Source organism: Streptomyces xingningensis (assembly GCF_054957865.1).
The window spans coordinates 26225-42384 of record NZ_JBDJPF010000045.1; the positions used below are offsets into that span (position 1 = coordinate 26225).

15 protein-coding genes and 1 pseudogene are annotated in these 16160 nt (G+C 69.6%); 11 read left to right on the top strand and 5 right to left on the bottom strand.

The annotated features are described in order from the left end of the window. Window positions 1–26 precede the first annotated feature (26 nt). Window positions 27–2597 carry an aminopeptidase N gene (pepN, locus tag ABCR83_RS22270; protein ID WP_462696892.1) on the top strand — a complete coding sequence of 857 codons (2571 nt, stop codon included), beginning with the start codon at window positions 27–29 and terminating at the stop codon, window positions 2595–2597. Window positions 2598–2764: 167 nt separating this feature from the next. Here the strand turns inward: pepN and ABCR83_RS22275 are convergent, their stop codons facing one another. Next, window positions 2765–2956: a hypothetical protein gene (locus ABCR83_RS22275; RefSeq protein WP_462696893.1), complete on the bottom strand. Its 192-nt coding sequence runs from the start codon at window positions 2954–2956 to the stop codon at window positions 2765–2767. Window positions 2957–3155: 199 nt separating this feature from the next. On the opposite strand from ABCR83_RS22275, the gene ABCR83_RS22280 reads away from it, so the two are divergent. Then, window positions 3156–4028, top strand: a complete 873-nt coding sequence (locus ABCR83_RS22280) for an AraC family transcriptional regulator (RefSeq protein ID WP_462696894.1) — start codon at window positions 3156–3158, stop codon at window positions 4026–4028. Between the two features lie 4 nt (window positions 4029–4032). Here ABCR83_RS22280 and ABCR83_RS22285 read toward each other — a convergent pair whose 3' ends face one another. Next, the gene (locus ABCR83_RS22285) at window positions 4033–4845 is read right to left on the bottom strand and encodes a hypothetical protein (protein ID WP_462696895.1); all 813 of its coding nucleotides are present in this window, start codon (window positions 4843–4845) and stop codon (window positions 4033–4035) included. Window positions 4846–5291: 446 nt separating this feature from the next. Between ABCR83_RS22285 and ABCR83_RS22290 the strand changes: the two genes are divergently transcribed. The 8 genes from ABCR83_RS22290 to ABCR83_RS22325 all read left to right on the top strand — a co-directional run bounded on the left by ABCR83_RS22290 (window position 5292) and on the right by ABCR83_RS22325 (window position 9921). After that, window positions 5292–5801 (top strand): DUF6879 family protein, encoded by a 510-nt coding sequence (locus ABCR83_RS22290; RefSeq protein ID WP_462696896.1) that lies wholly within the window; start codon window positions 5292–5294, stop codon window positions 5799–5801. Window positions 5802–6246: 445 nt separating this feature from the next. Continuing rightward, window positions 6247–6768, top strand: a complete 522-nt coding sequence (locus ABCR83_RS22295) for a DUF6879 family protein (protein WP_462696897.1) — start codon at window positions 6247–6249, stop codon at window positions 6766–6768. Further along, window positions 6765–7595: a helix-turn-helix domain-containing protein gene (locus ABCR83_RS22300; RefSeq protein ID WP_462696898.1), complete on the top strand. Its 831-nt coding sequence runs from the start codon at window positions 6765–6767 to the stop codon at window positions 7593–7595. Before ABCR83_RS22295 ends, ABCR83_RS22300 begins: the two co-directional genes overlap by 4 nt. Window positions 7596–7627: 32 nt before the next feature. Continuing rightward, window positions 7628–7921, top strand: a complete 294-nt coding sequence (locus tag ABCR83_RS22305) for a hypothetical protein (RefSeq protein WP_462696899.1) — start codon at window positions 7628–7630, stop codon at window positions 7919–7921. 34 nt (window positions 7922–7955) lie between these two features. Further along, the gene (locus ABCR83_RS22310; protein WP_462696900.1) at window positions 7956–8180 is read left to right on the top strand and encodes a DUF397 domain-containing protein; all 225 of its coding nucleotides are present in this window, start codon (window positions 7956–7958) and stop codon (window positions 8178–8180) included. 71 nt (window positions 8181–8251) lie between these two features. Next, window positions 8252–8719, top strand: coding sequence for a hypothetical protein (locus ABCR83_RS22315; RefSeq protein WP_462696901.1), 468 nt, complete (start codon window positions 8252–8254; stop codon window positions 8717–8719). Between the two features lie 25 nt (window positions 8720–8744). After that, entirely contained in the window at window positions 8745–9269 is a 525-nt protein-coding gene (locus ABCR83_RS22320; protein WP_462696902.1) for a DUF6879 family protein, read from the top strand. A 16-nt stretch (window positions 9270–9285) separates the two neighbouring features. Continuing rightward, window positions 9286–9921 carry a DUF5753 domain-containing protein gene (locus tag ABCR83_RS22325; RefSeq protein WP_462696903.1) on the top strand — a complete coding sequence of 212 codons (636 nt, stop codon included), beginning with the start codon at window positions 9286–9288 and terminating at the stop codon, window positions 9919–9921. A 187-nt stretch (window positions 9922–10108) separates the two neighbouring features. Here the strand turns inward: ABCR83_RS22325 and ABCR83_RS22330 are convergent. The 3 genes and pseudogenes from ABCR83_RS22330 to malQ form a co-directional block, all read right to left on the bottom strand. Continuing rightward, a pseudogene (locus tag ABCR83_RS22330) lies at window positions 10109–10444 on the bottom strand (cysteine hydrolase family protein); the annotation flags it as partial. Between the two features lie 38 nt (window positions 10445–10482). After that, window positions 10483–10737 carry a hypothetical protein gene (locus tag ABCR83_RS22335; RefSeq protein WP_462696922.1) on the bottom strand — a complete coding sequence of 85 codons (255 nt, stop codon included), beginning with the start codon at window positions 10735–10737 and terminating at the stop codon, window positions 10483–10485. Window positions 10738–10748: 11 nt separating this feature from the next. Continuing rightward, complete coding sequence (malQ, locus tag ABCR83_RS22340) at window positions 10749–12860, bottom strand: 4-alpha-glucanotransferase (RefSeq protein WP_462696904.1); 2112 nt, start codon at window positions 12858–12860, stop codon at window positions 10749–10751. A 217-nt stretch (window positions 12861–13077) separates the two neighbouring features. Between malQ and ABCR83_RS22345 the strand changes: the two genes are divergently transcribed. After that, a complete protein-coding gene (locus tag ABCR83_RS22345) occupies window positions 13078–16149 on the top strand; it encodes a beta-N-acetylglucosaminidase domain-containing protein (protein WP_462696905.1) in 3072 nt (1023 codons plus the stop codon). Window positions 16150–16160: the final 11 nt, after the last annotated feature.

The window sequence follows — 16160 nt, forward strand, 5'->3', positions numbered from 1 at the left end:
CCACGAAACACTAAGGAGATGCCCGGATGCCTGGCACGAATCTGACCCGTGAAGAGGCGGAGCGGCGGGCACGGCTGCTCACCGTGGACTCATATGAGATCGAGCTCGACCTCTCCGGGGCGCAGGACGGCGGCACCTACCGCTCCGAGACGACCGTGCGCTTCGACTCCGCCGAGGCGGGGGCCGAGACGTTCATCGACCTGGTCGCCCCCGCCGTGCGCAAGGTCGTGCTCAACGGTGCCGCCCTCGCCCCGGCCGAGGTCTTCAAGGACAGCCGGATCGCGCTGCCCGGGCTGCTCGCCGGGCGCAATGAGCTGACGGTCGTCGCGGACTGCGCCTACACCAACACCGGTGAGGGACTGCACCGGTTCGTGGATCCGGTCGACAACCAGGCCTATCTGTACACCCAGTTCGAGGTGCCGGACGCCCGCCGGGTCTTCGCCTCCTTTGAACAGCCCGACCTGAAGGCCACGTTCCGGTTCACCGTGAAGGCGCCCGAGGGCTGGACCGTCATCTCCAACTCGCCGACGCCCGAGCGCCCGGCGGACCGCATCTGGCGTTTCGAGCCGACGCCACGGATCTCGACATACATCACCGCGCTGATCGCGGGCCCCTACCACAGCGTGCACAGCTCCTATGAGAAGGACGGGCGCACCGTCCCGCTGGGGATCTACTGCCGGCCCTCGCTCGCCGAGTTCCTCGACGCGGACGCGATCTTCGAGGTGACGCGGCAGGGCTTCGACTGGTTCCAGCAGAAGTTCGACTACGCCTACCCGTTCGCCAAGTACGACCAGCTCTTTGTGCCGGAGTTCAACGCGGGCGCGATGGAGAACGCGGGCGCGGTCACCATTCGCGACCAGTATGTGTTCCGCTCCAAGGTGACGGACGCGGCGTATGAGGTGCGGGCGGAGACGATCCTGCACGAGCTGGCCCATATGTGGTTCGGCGACCTGGTGACCATGAAGTGGTGGAACGACCTGTGGCTGAACGAGTCGTTCGCCACCTTCACTTCCATCGCCTGCCTGGCCGCCGCTCCCGGCTCCCGGTGGCCGCACTCCTGGACCACCTTCGCCAACTCCATGAAGACCTGGGCCTACCGGCAGGACCAACTGCCCTCCACCCACCCGATCATGGCGGAGATCCGCGACCTGGACGACGTGCTCGTCAACTTCGACGGGATCACCTACGCCAAGGGTGCGTCCGTGCTCAAGCAGCTGGTCGCCTATGTGGGCGAGGACGAGTTCTTCCGGGGCGTGCAGGCGTACTTCAAGACGCACGCCTATGGCAACACCCGTCTGTCGGACCTGCTGGACGCGCTGGAGAAGACCTCCGGGCGGGACCTCAAGGCCTGGTCCAAGGCCTGGCTGGAGACGGCCGGGATCAACACCCTGCGCCCGGAGATCGGCACCGACGCCGACGGGGTGATCACCTCGTTCGCCGTCCGGCAGGAGGCGAACCCGCTGCCCGAGGGCGCCAAGGGCCGGCCCACCGTGCGCCCGCACCGGATCGCGATCGGCTGCTATGAGCTGACGGGCGGCAAGCTGGTGCGTACGGACCGGATCGAGCTGGACATCGACGGCGAGCTGACCGAGGTCCCGCAGCTGACCGGCAAGCGCCGCCCGGCCGTCGTCCTGCTCAATGACGACGACCTGTCCTATGCGAAGGTGCGGCTCGACGAGGAGTCCCTGCGGGTGGTCACCGCGCACCTGGGCGACTTCGCCGAGTCCCTGCCGCGCGCCCTGAGCTGGGCCTCCGCCTGGGACATGACCCGGGACGGCGAACTGGCCACCCGCGACTACCTGAAGCTGGTGCTGTCGGGCATCGGCAAGGAGTCGGACATCGGCGTGGTCCAGTCGCTGCAGCGCCAGGTGAAGCTCGCCCTGGACCTGTACGCGGCGCCCGACCGGCGCGAGACGGACCTGGCCACCTGGACCGAGGCCGCCCTGGAGCACCTGCGGTCGGCCGAGTCCGGCAGCGACCACCAGCTGGCGTGGGCCAGGACGTTCGCCGCCACGGCCCGCACCGGGGCGCAACTGGACTTCCTGTCCGGCCTGTTGGAGGGCACCGAGACGGTGGCGGGCCTGGCCGTCGACACCGAACTGCGCTGGGACCTGCTGACCCGGCTGGCCGCCACCGGACGGGCGGACGAGAAGGCCATCGCCGCCGAGCTGGAGCGCGACCGGACCTCGGCGGGCGAGCAGCACGCCGCCTGCGCACGGGCCGCGCGCCCGACGGCCGAGGCGAAGGCCGAGGCCTGGGCGTCGGTCATCGAGTCCGACCGGCTGCCCAACGCGGTGCAGGAGGCGATCATCGGCGGCTTCGTCCAGACCGACCAGCGCGAGTTGCTCGCGCCGTACACGGAGAAGTACTTCGCGGCGGTCAAGCAGGTCTGGGAGACCCGCGACCACGAGGGCGCACAGCAGATCGCGACCGGCCTCTACCCCGCGCTGCAGGTGTCCCCGGCGACCCTGGAGGCCACCGACGCCTGGCTGGCCTCGGCCGAGCCCAGCGCGGCCCTGCGGCGCCTGGTCACCGAGTCCCGGGCGGGCGTTGTGCGGGCGCTGAAGGCCCAGCAGGCGGACGCGGCCGCGGCCTGACAACAGCGCGCGGCCCGACCGACAACGAAGGGTGGGGCCGGGGTGAAAACCCCGGCCCCACCCCGAAAGCCCCGAAAGCAGACCGCCACCGATAGAAGACTACGTTCCACGGACGTTCGGACGGCTCGGAGCCGTGTGAAGGCTCGGAGCCGTCTGCCTGATCGCGGTTACGCGTGGTGCGAGATCCTCCTGGTGTAGACGCCGACGGACCAGTAGCCCGCGTTGGGGGTCTTGAAGGCGTAGATCGGCTCGATCACTCCGGGGGCGAGGGGCCAGTTGAGCTGGATCGCGCTGTACTGCCCGGAGTAGTGCCCCGTTTCCTTGATGATCTGGTCGGCCTCGGCGGTGTCCAACTGCACGGACGGGACATCGACGGTGGGGCCGAGAAATGACCATGCTGCGAAGCATTTAAGGTGTTCCGAGTCGCACTGTTCCCTCCCCTCACTCGACCATGAATGGCTGACGTGCGCCCGCCCGACCGGAGCGGGCACGGATTGTCGGGTGGGGGAGGCTGTTCTCTTCCTACGGTGGTGATCGCAAGGGAGGGAGGGGTTCGGGGTGCTGGAGCAGCTGAACCGGGCCATGGACCACATCGAGGAGCATCTCGACCAGCGGATCGAGGTGGCCGACCTGGCCCGGATCGCGGTGACGTCGGAGTACCACTTCCGACGGATGTTCTCCGCGCTGGCGGGGATCCCGCTGTCCGAGTACATCCGGCGCAGGCGGCTCACGGTCGCCGGTGCCGAAGTGCTCGGCGGCGAGCGGACGTTGCTCGAGGTGGCCGTGCGCTACGGCTACACCTCGGGGGAGGCGTTCGCCCGGGCGTTCCGCGCCATGCACGGGGTCGGCCCCGGCGAGGCCCGGCGCACCGGTGCGGCGTTGCAGTCGCAGCCCCGGATGTCCTTCCGCCTCATCGTCGAAGGGAGCAGCAGTATGCGATACCGAGTGGTGGAGAAGCCGGAGTTGCGGGTGGTCGGCTGGAAGGCGCGCGTCCCGCTCGTCCACGCGGGCGTGAACCCGCACATCGCGGAGTTCATCCGGGGCCTGGACCAGGACGCGATACGGAGCCTGGACGGGCTGTCCGGCCAGGAGCCGCAGGGCATCGTCGCGGTGACCGACGACATCGACCCCAGCCGCGCGGAGGGGACGGAGCTCGACTACTGGCACGGTGTGGTGACGGGTACGTCCGTGCCCGTGCCGGAAGGGCTGGACGTCCTCACCGTACCCGCGGGCACGTGGGCCGTCTTCGAGAACTCCGGGGCGTTCCCGGAGGCGCTGCAGCTGATGTGGCGGGACGTGTACACGGAGTGGTTCCCGTCGAACCCGTACCGCAGCAGGCCCGGCCCGGAGTTCCTGCGGGTCCGTCCGGACGACAAGGGCCAGGCGGACGCGCAGCTGTGGATCCCGGTGGAGCGGACGACCACGGCCTGACCGGTCAGCGACGGTGGTGCGGGACACGGGGGCGGTCCCGCACCATGGCGCGGAGCGCGTCGACGCGGTCGCGGATGGCGGTGGCGTCGGGTCCTGCGTCCGTGGGCCGCTCGCCGTGGCAGGGGCGGCAGAGGCCGCCGGGGAGGGCTTGGGACGGGCCGGGGTCGCCGCAGTTGGTGCATTCCATGAGGCGGGGCGTGGGTGCTTCCACCACTTCCGGTTCCGGTGGCATCTTGTCGTTGAGGCGTCGGCGGATGAAGGCGCCGGGGCAGTGGATGGGTTCGGCGGGCAGCCCGGTGGTGAGGGTGCGGGCGAACTCGGGCGGAGTGACGCCGCGTTGGAACCATTCGGCGGCGAGGGGTTCGAGGGCGGAGCACTCGGCGGCGGAGAGCGCGACGCGGGGGCTGGTACGGCCGAGCGCGGCGAGGGCGGTGTACGCGACGGACCGGCCGGCCTGTGGCGCCTGCTCCTGCTCCTGCTGTTGCGGGACGTCTCCTGCGAGGACGGCAGCCCACCAGTCGTCGTCCCGGGCGGTCCGGCTGAAGAGGCTGCGGGTGACCCACTGGGTGCCGCTGGGTTCGCGGACGCGGCGCAGGTGCCCGGCTTCGGAGAGGTTGTTGAGGGCGGTACGGATGGCCTGCTGCCCGTAGGCGGCGATCTCCTTGGCGAGCGTCTTCGCGTCCATGGCGGCCCCGTCGGGAAGCCGGTCGATGTGCGCGGCGATGACCGCCTCGCGGGCGGGCAAGTGTGCGAAGTCGCGGGCGGTGCGGGGTGCTTGATCTGGTACGGAGCGTTTGCCGTAACCGGGCGCGGCCATGGGAGGAGCAGGGATAGGGTGAGCGACAGCCATGAGATCGTTCCGATCTTGCGATCTTGATGGTCAGGCCCTCGGTTGGTGGTAGCACACCGGTCGGGGGCCGTTTGCTTGTGCCGCACGCTACACGGCGATGGTGGGCGTCGACGCCCGCATTCGCGAAATGTCATCCGTCCGTGTGCACACGGGAGTTGGGCGGGTGGGTGGGTTCAAACCCAACAAACCATTCCTTGGAAACAGGGCTCGAATCCCGACCCCCGAAACCCGAAGCTCAAGCGCCGGGCAGGGTGGCCACGCGAACGCCCAGGTGCGGCCGCCAGGCGCCGAGTTGACGCCTTGACCCGAGCTTCGGCGACTTTCCCGTGGCGGAAAGGCGTGCCCCTTGACCACACGACCACTTGCTCGACAGCATCGAGGCCACCACACAACACACATGGAGGAGCACTCCCTTGCTCGTAGGTGAGGAGTTCGGACGCCTCTTCGAGGTCTTCCAGCACACGGCCTTCCGGCTGGAAACCCTGAGTGTCTACGACGTCGAGGAAGAACGAGAGGAGTTCGAGGCATTCCTGGCCGGGAAGCCGATGCCTCCCGAGTGGAGCGACAACCCGTGGGTTCGCTCGATGACCGATCTCGGGAAATCCGTATCGCGTGTGCACGTACTCACATCACCGTTGACCGAGTACCTGCGCTACGAGCTGTCGGCATACCCGGGCAACATCACCGCTGGCGAATCGATCGGGATCATCGACCTGGCACAGCAGAAAGTGGCCGGTCTACCGGATCACGACTTCTGGCTCTTCGACGAAGCCGAGGTCTATCGGATGCACTACACGGACTCGGGGAAGTTCGTTGGAGCCGAAGCTCTGCCCTCCGGCCGACTACCGGAGTACCAGCAGTACCGGGACATCGCACAGGCTCATGCGGTGCCGTTCTCCGAGTACTGGGGACAGCGGAACTAAGCCATCAGACCGAACTGGGCAAGACTCTACGGGAGTTGCGGACAGCAGTCGACCTCACCGGGGAGTCCGTGGCTCGCGGGGCTTCCACGCCTGCGCGTGAACAAGCGGCGGCAAGTTGACGCCCTGAACCCGGGCTTCGGCTACCCCGGGCCAGTTTCCTGTTCTCTCAACTGCCGCATCTTGACCCAGCAGTCATGGAGTCGGGACGATCGATCCAGGGGAGACAACCGCAGACCGCACGGGAGGGGACGCAGCATGGCGCTGACACGGCTCGTGGGCGAGTGTCAAGATGGCACCTGTCCGCAAGTCTTCGCAGTCGACGGTACTGACGACGCCGTAGTCCAGGGCTACAAGGTGACTGACCCGGAAACCCTTAGGGCTATGCGGCTTCCGGCGAACGAAACGGCTGTCCGTATCCCCATGTCACTGCTTCGGAGGCTGGCAAATGAAAATCTCGTCTGAGGAGCTCGGAAGGCTTTTCACGGATTTTGAGCGCGAAGCGTTCAGGCTGGAGACCCTGGACGACTACACCGGTTCGTCCGAGGCGGAAGAACTGCGCGCCTTCCTCGCAGGAGAACCTCGGCCGGCTGACTACAACCAGAAGTGGGCGGACCAGGTACGCGCCACCACCCAGGCGGGCAAACGGATGTACCGCGTGCACATCCTTTCCCGCCCACTTACGGACTACCTCCGGTACGAGCTGGAGTGGGCATACCACAAGAACGCCGAGTCCGGTGAGGAGTTCTTCATCCTCGACACCACGGAACTGCTCAACCCGCTCGAAGGCGTACCGGACTTCTGGATGTTCGACGAATCGTCCGTCGTGTCGATGAGCTATGACGACAGCGGCAAGTTCATCGAAGCCGAAACAGAGCCTGACGCTTCCAAGTGGATCGAGTATCGGGAGACGGCTCTGGCGCACGCCGTGCCCTTCCACGAGTGGTGGGAGCGATACGGAGCCGAGTGAACCGCACGGATCTGGGTAAGGCGCTGCGGGAACTGCGTGAGGCCAGCGGGAAGCAGGCCAAGGCAGTCGCCCGCAGCGCTGCCATGTCTCCAAGCAAGCTGAGCAAAATCGAAAACGGCGTTCTGCCACCCAGCGTCATCGATGTCGAGCAGATCTTGACGGCATTGGAGGTCTCTGAGGAGGTCAAGAGCCAGCTAGCAGAGGTCGCCCGGAAAGCAGCCACGGAGGCGACCGCTTGGCGCCTGTATCACCGTTCTGGGCTTCACAAGCACCAGATCGCCATCGGCGCGATGGAAGCGCAGACCAGCCTTATGCGGCTCTTCCAGCCGTCTTGCATCCCTGGGTTGCTGCAGACGCCAGAGTATGTACGCGCGATCCTGAGCAGCCGCGATATGTCGGACGACGCGCTTGAGAAAATGCTCGGGGCGCGACTGAAGCGGCAAGAGGTCCTCTATGACAGGAGCCGGTCATTCCGATTCCTGATCACAGAATCGGTTCTCCGATGGCGGTTCATCCCGGCGCCCATGATGGCGGCCCAATTAGACCGGCTGGCGACCATGTCAAGGTTGCCGAACATCAGCATCGGCGTCTTGCCGCTCTCGAAGCCCATGCCGGGGCTTCCCCCTTCCTCGTTCGCCCTCTTCGACACTCGCCTGGCCCTTATCGAGATTCCACACGCAGAGGTCACGGCCAGCGAGCCGCGAGACATCGAGATCTATCTAGCAAGGTTTGAGAGCTTTGAACGGGTGGCTGTTTATGGCGACGAGATGCGATCCTTCGCCGCCAGCATCAGGGATGATTTCTTGAGGGAACAGGAAACAGACTAGAACCTCGTCGCCCATGGCGCCACGATGTCCACATGACATCGGACACCGAAACCGCCGCGCGACAAGCCGATGCCTTCATGGCAGGCAAGCGGAAGTCTGACGACACCGCATTCATGCTCGAGCGTGTGCTGGCGGACATGGGCATCAGGGTCGGCGACCGGGATTCCTGGCCCCAACTCACCGGCCGCGCCTCCCTCTCCGGCGAACCATCCGTATTCCTGGGGACGGTCCCACTGCCCACCGTGCGCAAGCTGATCGACACCCTGATCTATGCGCAATCCGCAAAGCGCAAGCAGGACCAGCGTGCCCTCGGTTACGACGGCTGATTCGGTGTCCCACCACTTCTCAGGAAGGTTCACCATGACTGACCTGTACGGCCTGCCCCTTGACGGCGTCCGATTCGCCAAGGCATGCGGCGGCAACACGCACCCCGACGGCGAAGCATGCGTCACCCTCGCCCGCATCGGTGACAACGCCTGGGCCCTGGGCGACAGCAAGCGCCCGCACGCCGAGCCACTGAGGTTCACCACTGACGAGCTGAATGCGGCGGGCATCGCCCCGTCGTGGTTCGGTCTCTCGGCCTGACCCGTCGAACTGCGGTTCCCGCTCTCGGTATTCACGAGAGCGGGAACCGCAATGGAACAACAGGACGCAACTTGCACTTCCACGGCTATCTGTGGGTCGGCGACAAGGCGGTCTTCGACAAGGAGAGCGTTCGGCGCCCGCCCACATCGTTGGAGCCGACAGCCACCAGCCCGCCCGATGTGCTGGAAAGGTATCGCGAAGCGGTCTCGGAGTGGCGAGTCACGGACGTACCCCCGCTGGAGACGGCGTACTGGCTGCTAAAGCCGGCCAAGTTGGTTCGGGGAACCTGGGAGCACCCGAAGGAAGCAGCCAAGTGGCTGGCCGAGCAACTGCGCGAGTACGCACCACGCTTCGATTCACCGACTGACCGCGACCCACGCCGGCTCGCCGACAAAGTCGCATACGCGACGGAGGCCCTCGAACACGACGGGGACGTATCCCTAGGGTTCTACCTCGCGCGCCCGTTGTTCCTGAGCATGGCCTTGGTGACATGCTCACCCAACCATGCTATCCCTGAACAGCCCTGTCCAGCCGCATAGTTGACTCCCACGTGGAAGGTGGTCCATGGTCAGCTCGTCCAAGAGCCTCGCCGACATGCTCGAGACCTTTGAGCAAGAAGCATTCCGACTGGAGACGCTGGACGACTACAGCAAGTCCGGGAACGTCGACGCCTACCAGATGTTCATGGCTGGTGGCCAGCAGCCAGCGGACTACAACTCCGACTGGGTCGAAGAAGTGCGGTCGCACACGAACAAGGGCAAGCGCGTCTACCGTGTGCACATCGTGACCCGCCCGCTGACGGACTACCTCAGGTATGAACTCGGCTGGGGGTACCAGAAGAACCTGACGGGCGGGGAGGAGTTCTTCATCCTCGACATCACAGGACAGGCCAACCCTCTCGAAGGCGTCGATGACTTCTGGCTCTTCGATTCACGGCACGTGGCGTCCATGCGCTACGACGACCACGGGGGCTTCCTCGGAGCAGACGTCCTGCCACCGAGCAGCACAGCAGAGTTCGCCCGCTACCGGGACACAGCACTTGCTCACGCACAGCCGTTCACGGAGTGGTGGGCCACGTATGGCATGTGAGGAAAGGGAGTCTTCCATGCGTCTGGACGGTGAGCAGCGGCCCGCCTCCGCCCGAGTGGATCTCTACGGCAAGCAAGGCGAGCTGCGCGCACGTGAATCCTCATCGCGAGTGATGCGGCACTTCCTCCCGACTGTCCCCACCGGGCTTCTGCAAGTCCGCCAGTACGCGGAACTGACGCTTTCCGAGACTGTGAGCGGCGGCCCCCCACGGGACGCCGAAGACATCAGACGCGCCGTGCAAGCGCGCATGGACCGTCAGGCGATCCTCGACGACGAAGACCGCAGCTTCACCTTCCTGCTCACCGAGCAGGCCGTCAGGTGGCGCCGGGCATCCATCGAGGTCATAGCGGCACAGTGTGCGCACATGGCGGACGTGTCACTGAAACCGAACGTGGAGCTTGCGGTCCTTCCCCAGGCTTCCCACATCCCCGCCACACCGCTGAACATCTTCGTCATCTACGACGACCAACTGGTGACAGTAGAACTGTTCTCCGGTGAGGTGGTGTTGCGCGAACCGCAGGAGATCTCACACCACCTGAATCTGTTCGACCTGTTCCTGGGATATTCCCTGCGAGGGACTGAAGCGACAGCATTCCTCCGGGGCGTGGCCGAGGAATTCATGTGTCAAGGGACAACACCCGCATCCACCTGACCCGTCGTTCAGCGGTAGGTGTTGCGCCCGTTGCAGCCCAAGCGAACCGGGTACGGCTTTCCTCACGAGAACTGCCCCCAGTCGTGAGGAAAGCCGTACCCGGTGCCACCGAACCCGCTCTGCGTGGCGAGGCCATGAGTCGGTGCGCGTCGCGCGGGATCTCTGGTCAGCTTGGGATGGACTTGAGCTAGTCCTCGACGGTGATGACGTCCGCCTGCCTCGGGAACAGCCGCTCCGTGAGGGCGCGGTGCAGCTCGGGGTCGGTGTCGAGGCAGGCGTCGGTCAGGGCGGTGAGGCCGAGGTCCAGGTCGGCGGCCTGGCAGAAAGTGGACAGCACGACAACGCTGGTTGCGATGCCGGTGAGAATGAGGTTGTTGATGTCGCCGGCCCGCAGGACCAGGTCGAGGTCGCTGCCGGAGAACGCGCTCCCGCGCTTCTTGGTGACCACGATCTCTCCCTCCCGGGGAGCGATGTCAGGGTGGATCACTGTGCTCGGGTTGTCCTCGTCGAACGCCCCGGTCCGTGCGTAGGCGCCGAGGCAGCGAAGCCCCGAAAGCTCCGTCAGCGCGAGGAGCGCGCGTAGTGCGTGTCGTGGATCCGGGTGTTGTCCGACTTCTTCGACAGGACCATCACCAGCCCCGCGATGACCAGGAACAGCACGATCGGCGCGGCGACGAACAGCCCCAGCGTCTGGACCACGCTCAGGCCCGGGCCCGGGTCGTCACCGTCGTCGCGGACGAGCGCGAACGCGGGGGACGACATCATCAGCAGCATGAGCGTGCCGACGGACACGGCCCCGGCGCGCACGGCGTTCATCTTCTTATTGCTCACGCCCCGAAGGTATCGGACCCCTGCGAGGCCCGCGCGCCCGGGGTGCTCCATCGGCGCGCGACCCCCCGCACCTCCTCCATCAGGGCGTGCAGCCGGGGCGAGGCCGCCAGTTCCTCCAGGGACAGGGCCCGCCCGGCCGCGTCCGCGATGGGCAGCCGCCAGTTCGGGTACTCGTCCCAGGTGCCCGGCAGGTTCTGCGGGCGCCGGTCGCCGACCGCGTCCGGCAGCCAGATGCCCACCATCCGGGCGGGAGTGCTCAGCAGGAAGCGGTGCACGGCCTTGATCACCGCCTCCTCGTCCCGCGGTCCCTCCGGCAGCAGCCCCAGCCGCCCGAAGAGGGCCAGCCATTCGGCGACGCCCTTGGCGTCCTCGCGCTGCTCGACCGCCAGCGGGCGGCCGAGCAGGCCCAGCCGGTGGCGCAGCTCGACATGGTCGCCGGTGAGCCGGGCGGCGGTGCTCGGCAGGTCATGGGTGGTGGCCGTGGCGACACAGCCGGGGCGCCAGCGGTCCGGCGCCAGCGGCGCCGGGCGGCGGACGCCCGGCCGGTAGTCCCGCTCGAACCACAGCACCGAGGTGCCCAGCACCCCGCGCTCGGCCAGCGCCTCGCGCACTCCGGGCTGCACGGTGCCCAGGTCCTCCCCTATGACGGGCGCGCCCGCGCGGTGCGCCTCCAGGGCGAGGACGCCCAGCATCGCCTCCGCGTCGTACCGCACATAGGTGCCCTGCCCGGGCTCGCAGCCCTGCGGCACCCACCACAGCCGGAACAGGCCCATCACATGGTCGATGCGCAGGGCGCCCGCATGCCGCAGCAGCGCCCGCAGGAGCTCGCGGAACGGGGCGTGGCCGGTGGCCCGCAGGGCGTCGGGGCGCCAGGGCGGCAGGCCCCAGTCCTGGCCCCGGGAGTTGAAGGCGTCGGGGGGAGCCCCCACCGACATGCCGGCCGCGAAGGCCTCCTGCTGGGCCCAGGCGTCCGCGCCCGAGGGGTGCACCCCGACGGCCAGGTCGTGGACCAGGCCGATGCGCATCCCGGCGTCGCGGGCGGCGCGCTGGGCGGTGGCCAGCTGGCGGTCGGTGAGCCAGGCGAGCCAGCAGTGGAAGTCGACGCGGTCCAGGAGCTCACCGCGGGCCCGGGCGGTACGGGCCGAGCGGGGATCCTTCAGGGCGCCGGGCCAGCCGTGCCAGTCGGGCCCGTGCACCTCGGCGAGGGCGTTCCAGGTGGCGTGGTCGTCCAGGGCCTGGCCCTGCTCGGCGAGGAAGTCGCAGTACGCCGCCCGCCGCCCGGGGCTCAGCGGCACCGTCCGGACGAGCTCCAGCGCACTGCGCTTCAGCGCCCGGACCGCGTCCCGGTCGATCAGCTCGCCCCGGCGCAGCACGGCCTCGCGGAGCTCGGCGGCGCGGGCCAGCAGCCGCTCGGCGCCGTCCCGTTCGGGGCCGGTGAGATAGCCGTACTCGGTGATCTCCTCGATCCGCAGATGGACGGGGTCGGGGAAGCGGCGGGAGGAGGGCCGGTAGGGGGACGGGTCGGTGGGGTCCCCGGGCACGGCCGCGTGCAGCGGGTTGACCTGCACGAAGTCCGCTCCGAAGGCCCGCCCCGACCAGGCGGCCAGCTCGGCCAGGTCGGCGAGGTCGCCCATGCCCCAGGACCGGGCGGACAGCAGGGAGTAGAGCTGGACCAGGAAGCCGTGCCCGCGCCCGGGCGGCTCGGGCAGCCGGGCCGGCGAGACGATCAGCGGGGCGCTGGAGGTGCGCCCGTCGGGTGTCCGGGCGCGCAGCAGGTGGATGCCCGGCGGCAGCGGGCCGTCCCCCGGCAGGCTCGCCCCGTCCTCGGTCTCGACGCGCAGCGCCAGGCCCTTGAGCGGTCCGTCCGGGGAGAGCCGGGCCGGGCCGTCCTCGGCGCGCAGCACCACGGTCGGCGGCAGCAGCCGGTGCCGCTCGGCGTGGGCGTGGGCGTCCAGGGCGTCCTGGACGGACCGGGGGGTGGAGGCGTCGACGCCCAGTGCGGCGAGGACGGCGACCACGGTGTCCTCGGGCACCGGCACGCTCTGGCCGGGCGCGGGCTCATAGGAGGTGGCGACACCGTGCAGTTCGGCGAGACGGGCTCTGCCCATGCGTGCCTCCTGGCTGAGACGGGCCACGGGTCACGTCTGGACTACCCCGGTGGTCCCTGGAACAGACCGCCCCGCCACCGGCTTTCGGGCGCCCGGTCCCTATCGGCCCGTCACCTCGCCGGGCAATACCGGCACTTCGGTCACCTGCGTTGACACGCCCAGCGGCTGGTGATGGGCTCGTCGCTCACCCGCGAGATGGAGGGGCTGAGAGAAGGCCGTGCGGTTCCCGGGCAACGACCCCTCGTATGACAGCCGTGGTGGCGGGCGGCTCCCCGGCCGGTCCCTGGGCGCCGGCCGGTTCACCGCTCCGGGCGCCCGCCCCCGGCGCGCCGGGGTGACCGTCCTGGCCGCCGCCCTGCTCGGCGGGCTGCTCACCGGCGCGCCGGAGGCGCTGGCCGCACCGAGCGACCCGATGACCGCCTCGCCGGGCAGCCCGGACCGGGAGAGCGCCGACGGCCTGCCGCAGGTCTGGCCGCGCCCCCAGTCCGCCCGGGCCCAGGGCGAGTACGCCCGGATCGGCGACGAGGTCACCCTGCTGGCCGACCAGGACACCGACCCCGCTGCGCTCGACGCGCTGCGCGACCTGCTGCGCGGGCTGGGCGCCCGGACCGTGGTGGACGCCCAGCCCGGCGGCACCCCGCCGCCGCGCGGGCTGATCGTGTATGCGGGCGGGAAGGCCGGCGAGGACGCCCTGCGGGCGCTCGGCGCCCCGGCGGCCGGCGACCTGCCCACCGGCGGCTACCGGCTGGCCGCCGGGCAGCGGGACGGCCGTCCCACCGTGGCGCTGGCGGGTATCGGGCCGGACGGGCTGTTCCACGCGGCGCAGACGCTGCGGCAGTTGGCGGTGGAACAGGGCGGCGGCCGGGCGTTCGCCGGTGCGGTGGTCCGTGACTGGCCGGGCACCGCGGTGCGCGGGCTGGCCGAGGGCTTCTACGGGCAGCCCTGGTCGCGCGCGCAACGGCTGGCGCAGCTGGACTTCATGGGCCGCACCAAGCTCAACCGCTATCTCTACGCGCCCGGTGACGACCCCTACCGCCAGGCCCGCTGGCGCGACCCCTACCCCGCCGGACAGCGGGCCGACTTCCGGGCGCTGGCCGACCGGGCCCGCCGCAACCATGTGACGCTGGCCTGGGCCGTCTCGCCGGGGCAGGCGATGTGCTTCTCCTCCGAGGAGGATCTGCGGGCACTCAAGCGCAAGATCGACGCGATGTGGGCGCTGGGCGTACGGGCCTTCCAGCTCCAGTTCCAGGACGTCAGCTATACCGAGTGGCACTGTGACGCGGACGCGGACGAGTTCGGCTCCGGCCCCAAGGCGGCGGCCAGGGCCCAGGCGAGGGTCGCGGGCGCGCTCGCCGGGCACCTGGCCGCCAAGGGCGGGGCGGCGGCCCCGCTGTCCCTGCTGCCCACCGAGTACTTCCAGGAGGGCCGCACCGCCTTCCGGCGCGCCCTCGCCCAGGCCCTGGACTCCCGGGTGGAGGTGGCCTGGACGGGCGTGGGCGTCGTCCCCAGGACCATCACCGGTGGTGAACTGGCCGAGGCGCACACGGCCTTCGGGCCGCACCGGCTGGTCACCATGGACAACTACCCGGTGAACGACTTCACCCAGGACCGTATCTTCCTCGGCCCCTACACCGGCCGCGATCCCGGTGTCGCCGTCGACTCGGCGGCCCTGCTCGCCAATGCCGCACAGCAGCCGGTCGCCTCCCGCATCCCGCTGTTCACCACGGCCGACTACGCCTGGAACCCGCGCGGCTACCGCCCCGAGGAGTCCTGGCAGGCGGCCGTCGACGACCTGGCGGGCGGTGACGACCGCACCCGCGAGGCCCTGTGGGCACTCGCCGGGAACGATGCCTCCTCCATGCTCGGCGGCACCGAATCCGCCTATCTGCGCCCCCTGCTGGACGACTTCTGGTCGGCCCTCTCCGGTACGGACAACGGCAGGCTGACCGAGGCCGCCGACAAGCTGCGGGCCGCCTTCCGGGTCATGGCCGAGGCGCCGCAGCGCCTGGAGCGCATCTTCGCAGGCGGTGAAGTACAGCCCTGGCTGGACCAGTTGGCGCTCCATGGCGAGGCCGGCGGCCGGGCGGTGGACATGCTCACCGCCCAGGCGCGCGGCGACGGCGCGGCGGCCTGGCGCACCGAACTCGAGGTGCTGCGGCTGCGCGGGCGGATCGGGCAGGAGCGGGTGACCGTCGGCGACGGGGTGCTGTCCCCCTTCCTCACCCAGGCCCTGGCCCGCGCCAACGGCTGGCTGGGCGTGGACCGTCCACAGCGCACGGCGGGCGAGGCCACCGATGGCGACCCGGCCACCGCGGTGAGCTCCCGGCCGGGCACCGCGCTGACCGTTCCGCTGCCCTCCGCGCATCCCCTGACCTCGGTCACCGTGCTCACCGACCCGGCCTCCGGGGTGCGTGGCACGGTGCAGGCGCACACCCCGGACCGGGGCTGGCAGCCGCTCGGTGCCGTCTCGGACAGCGGCTGGACCCAGTTGCCGGGCAAGGGCGTCCGGGCCGACACTCTGCGCGTGGTCTGGGGCCCGGGGGCGACTCCGCCGCCGGTGCACGAGATCACTCCCTGGTTCGCCGACACCGCCGCGGCCGACTTCGAGCTCACCCGGGACGAGGCGACCGCGGAGGCGGGCGGCGCCCCGGCGGTGGTCGAGGCCCGCATGATCAACCAGCGGCCGGAGACGGTCCGGGTGCCGCTCACCGTCCAGGCCCCGCAGGGCGTCAGTGTCAAGGCGCCCGGCCAACTCACCGCCGTCCGCGGCGGGGTGACCACGGTCCGTATCGAGCTGTCGGTCCCGGCGGGCGGCGCGTCCCGCACCTTCACCGTGCCCATCCGGCTGGGCGAGGTGGAGCGGACGGTGACCGTGCATGCCTATCCGCCCTCCGGCGGGCCGGACTTGGCGCGCGGCGCACCGGCCACCTCCTCGGGCGACGAGGCCACCGACTTCCCCGCCTCGGCGGCCGTCGACGGCGACCCCAGAACCCGGTGGTCCTCCAGGCCCGAGGACAACGCCTGGTGGCAGCTCCAACTCCCGCGCCCCACCCGGCTGGGCCGCCTGGTCCTGCACTGGCAGGACGCCTACGCCGCCCGCTACCGCATCCAGGTCTCCCCCGACGGCCGCACCTGGCGCGACGCGGCGTCGGTCACGGACGGCAAGGGCGGGGTGGAAACCGTACGGATGGACGCCCCCGGCACCCGCTTTGTCCGGATGCAGGGCGAGAAGCGGGGGACACCGTTCGGCTATTCGCTGTGGGAGGTCGAGGCCTACGCGGTGCGGTAGCCCCGCCGGGC

Coding starts and splice junctions, on each gene's coding strand:
- ABCR83_RS22305 (WP_462696899.1), top strand. CDS start 7,628: ATGACATCGGACACCGAAACCGCCGCGCGACAAGCCGATGCCTTCATG.
- malQ (WP_462696904.1), bottom strand. CDS start 12,860: ATGGGCAGAGCCCGTCTCGCCGAACTGCACGGTGTCGCCACCTCCTAT.
- ABCR83_RS22285 (WP_462696895.1), bottom strand. CDS start 4,845: ATGGCCGCGCCCGGTTACGGCAAACGCTCCGTACCAGATCAAGCACCC.
- ABCR83_RS22295 (WP_462696897.1), top strand. CDS start 6,247: ATGAAAATCTCGTCTGAGGAGCTCGGAAGGCTTTTCACGGATTTTGAG.
- ABCR83_RS22310 (WP_462696900.1), top strand. CDS start 7,956: ATGACTGACCTGTACGGCCTGCCCCTTGACGGCGTCCGATTCGCCAAG.
- ABCR83_RS22335 (WP_462696922.1), bottom strand. CDS start 10,737: ATGAACGCCGTGCGCGCCGGGGCCGTGTCCGTCGGCACGCTCATGCTG.
- ABCR83_RS22320 (WP_462696902.1), top strand. CDS start 8,745: ATGGTCAGCTCGTCCAAGAGCCTCGCCGACATGCTCGAGACCTTTGAG.
- ABCR83_RS22325 (WP_462696903.1), top strand. CDS start 9,286: ATGCGTCTGGACGGTGAGCAGCGGCCCGCCTCCGCCCGAGTGGATCTC.
- pepN (WP_462696892.1), top strand. CDS start 27: ATGCCTGGCACGAATCTGACCCGTGAAGAGGCGGAGCGGCGGGCACGG.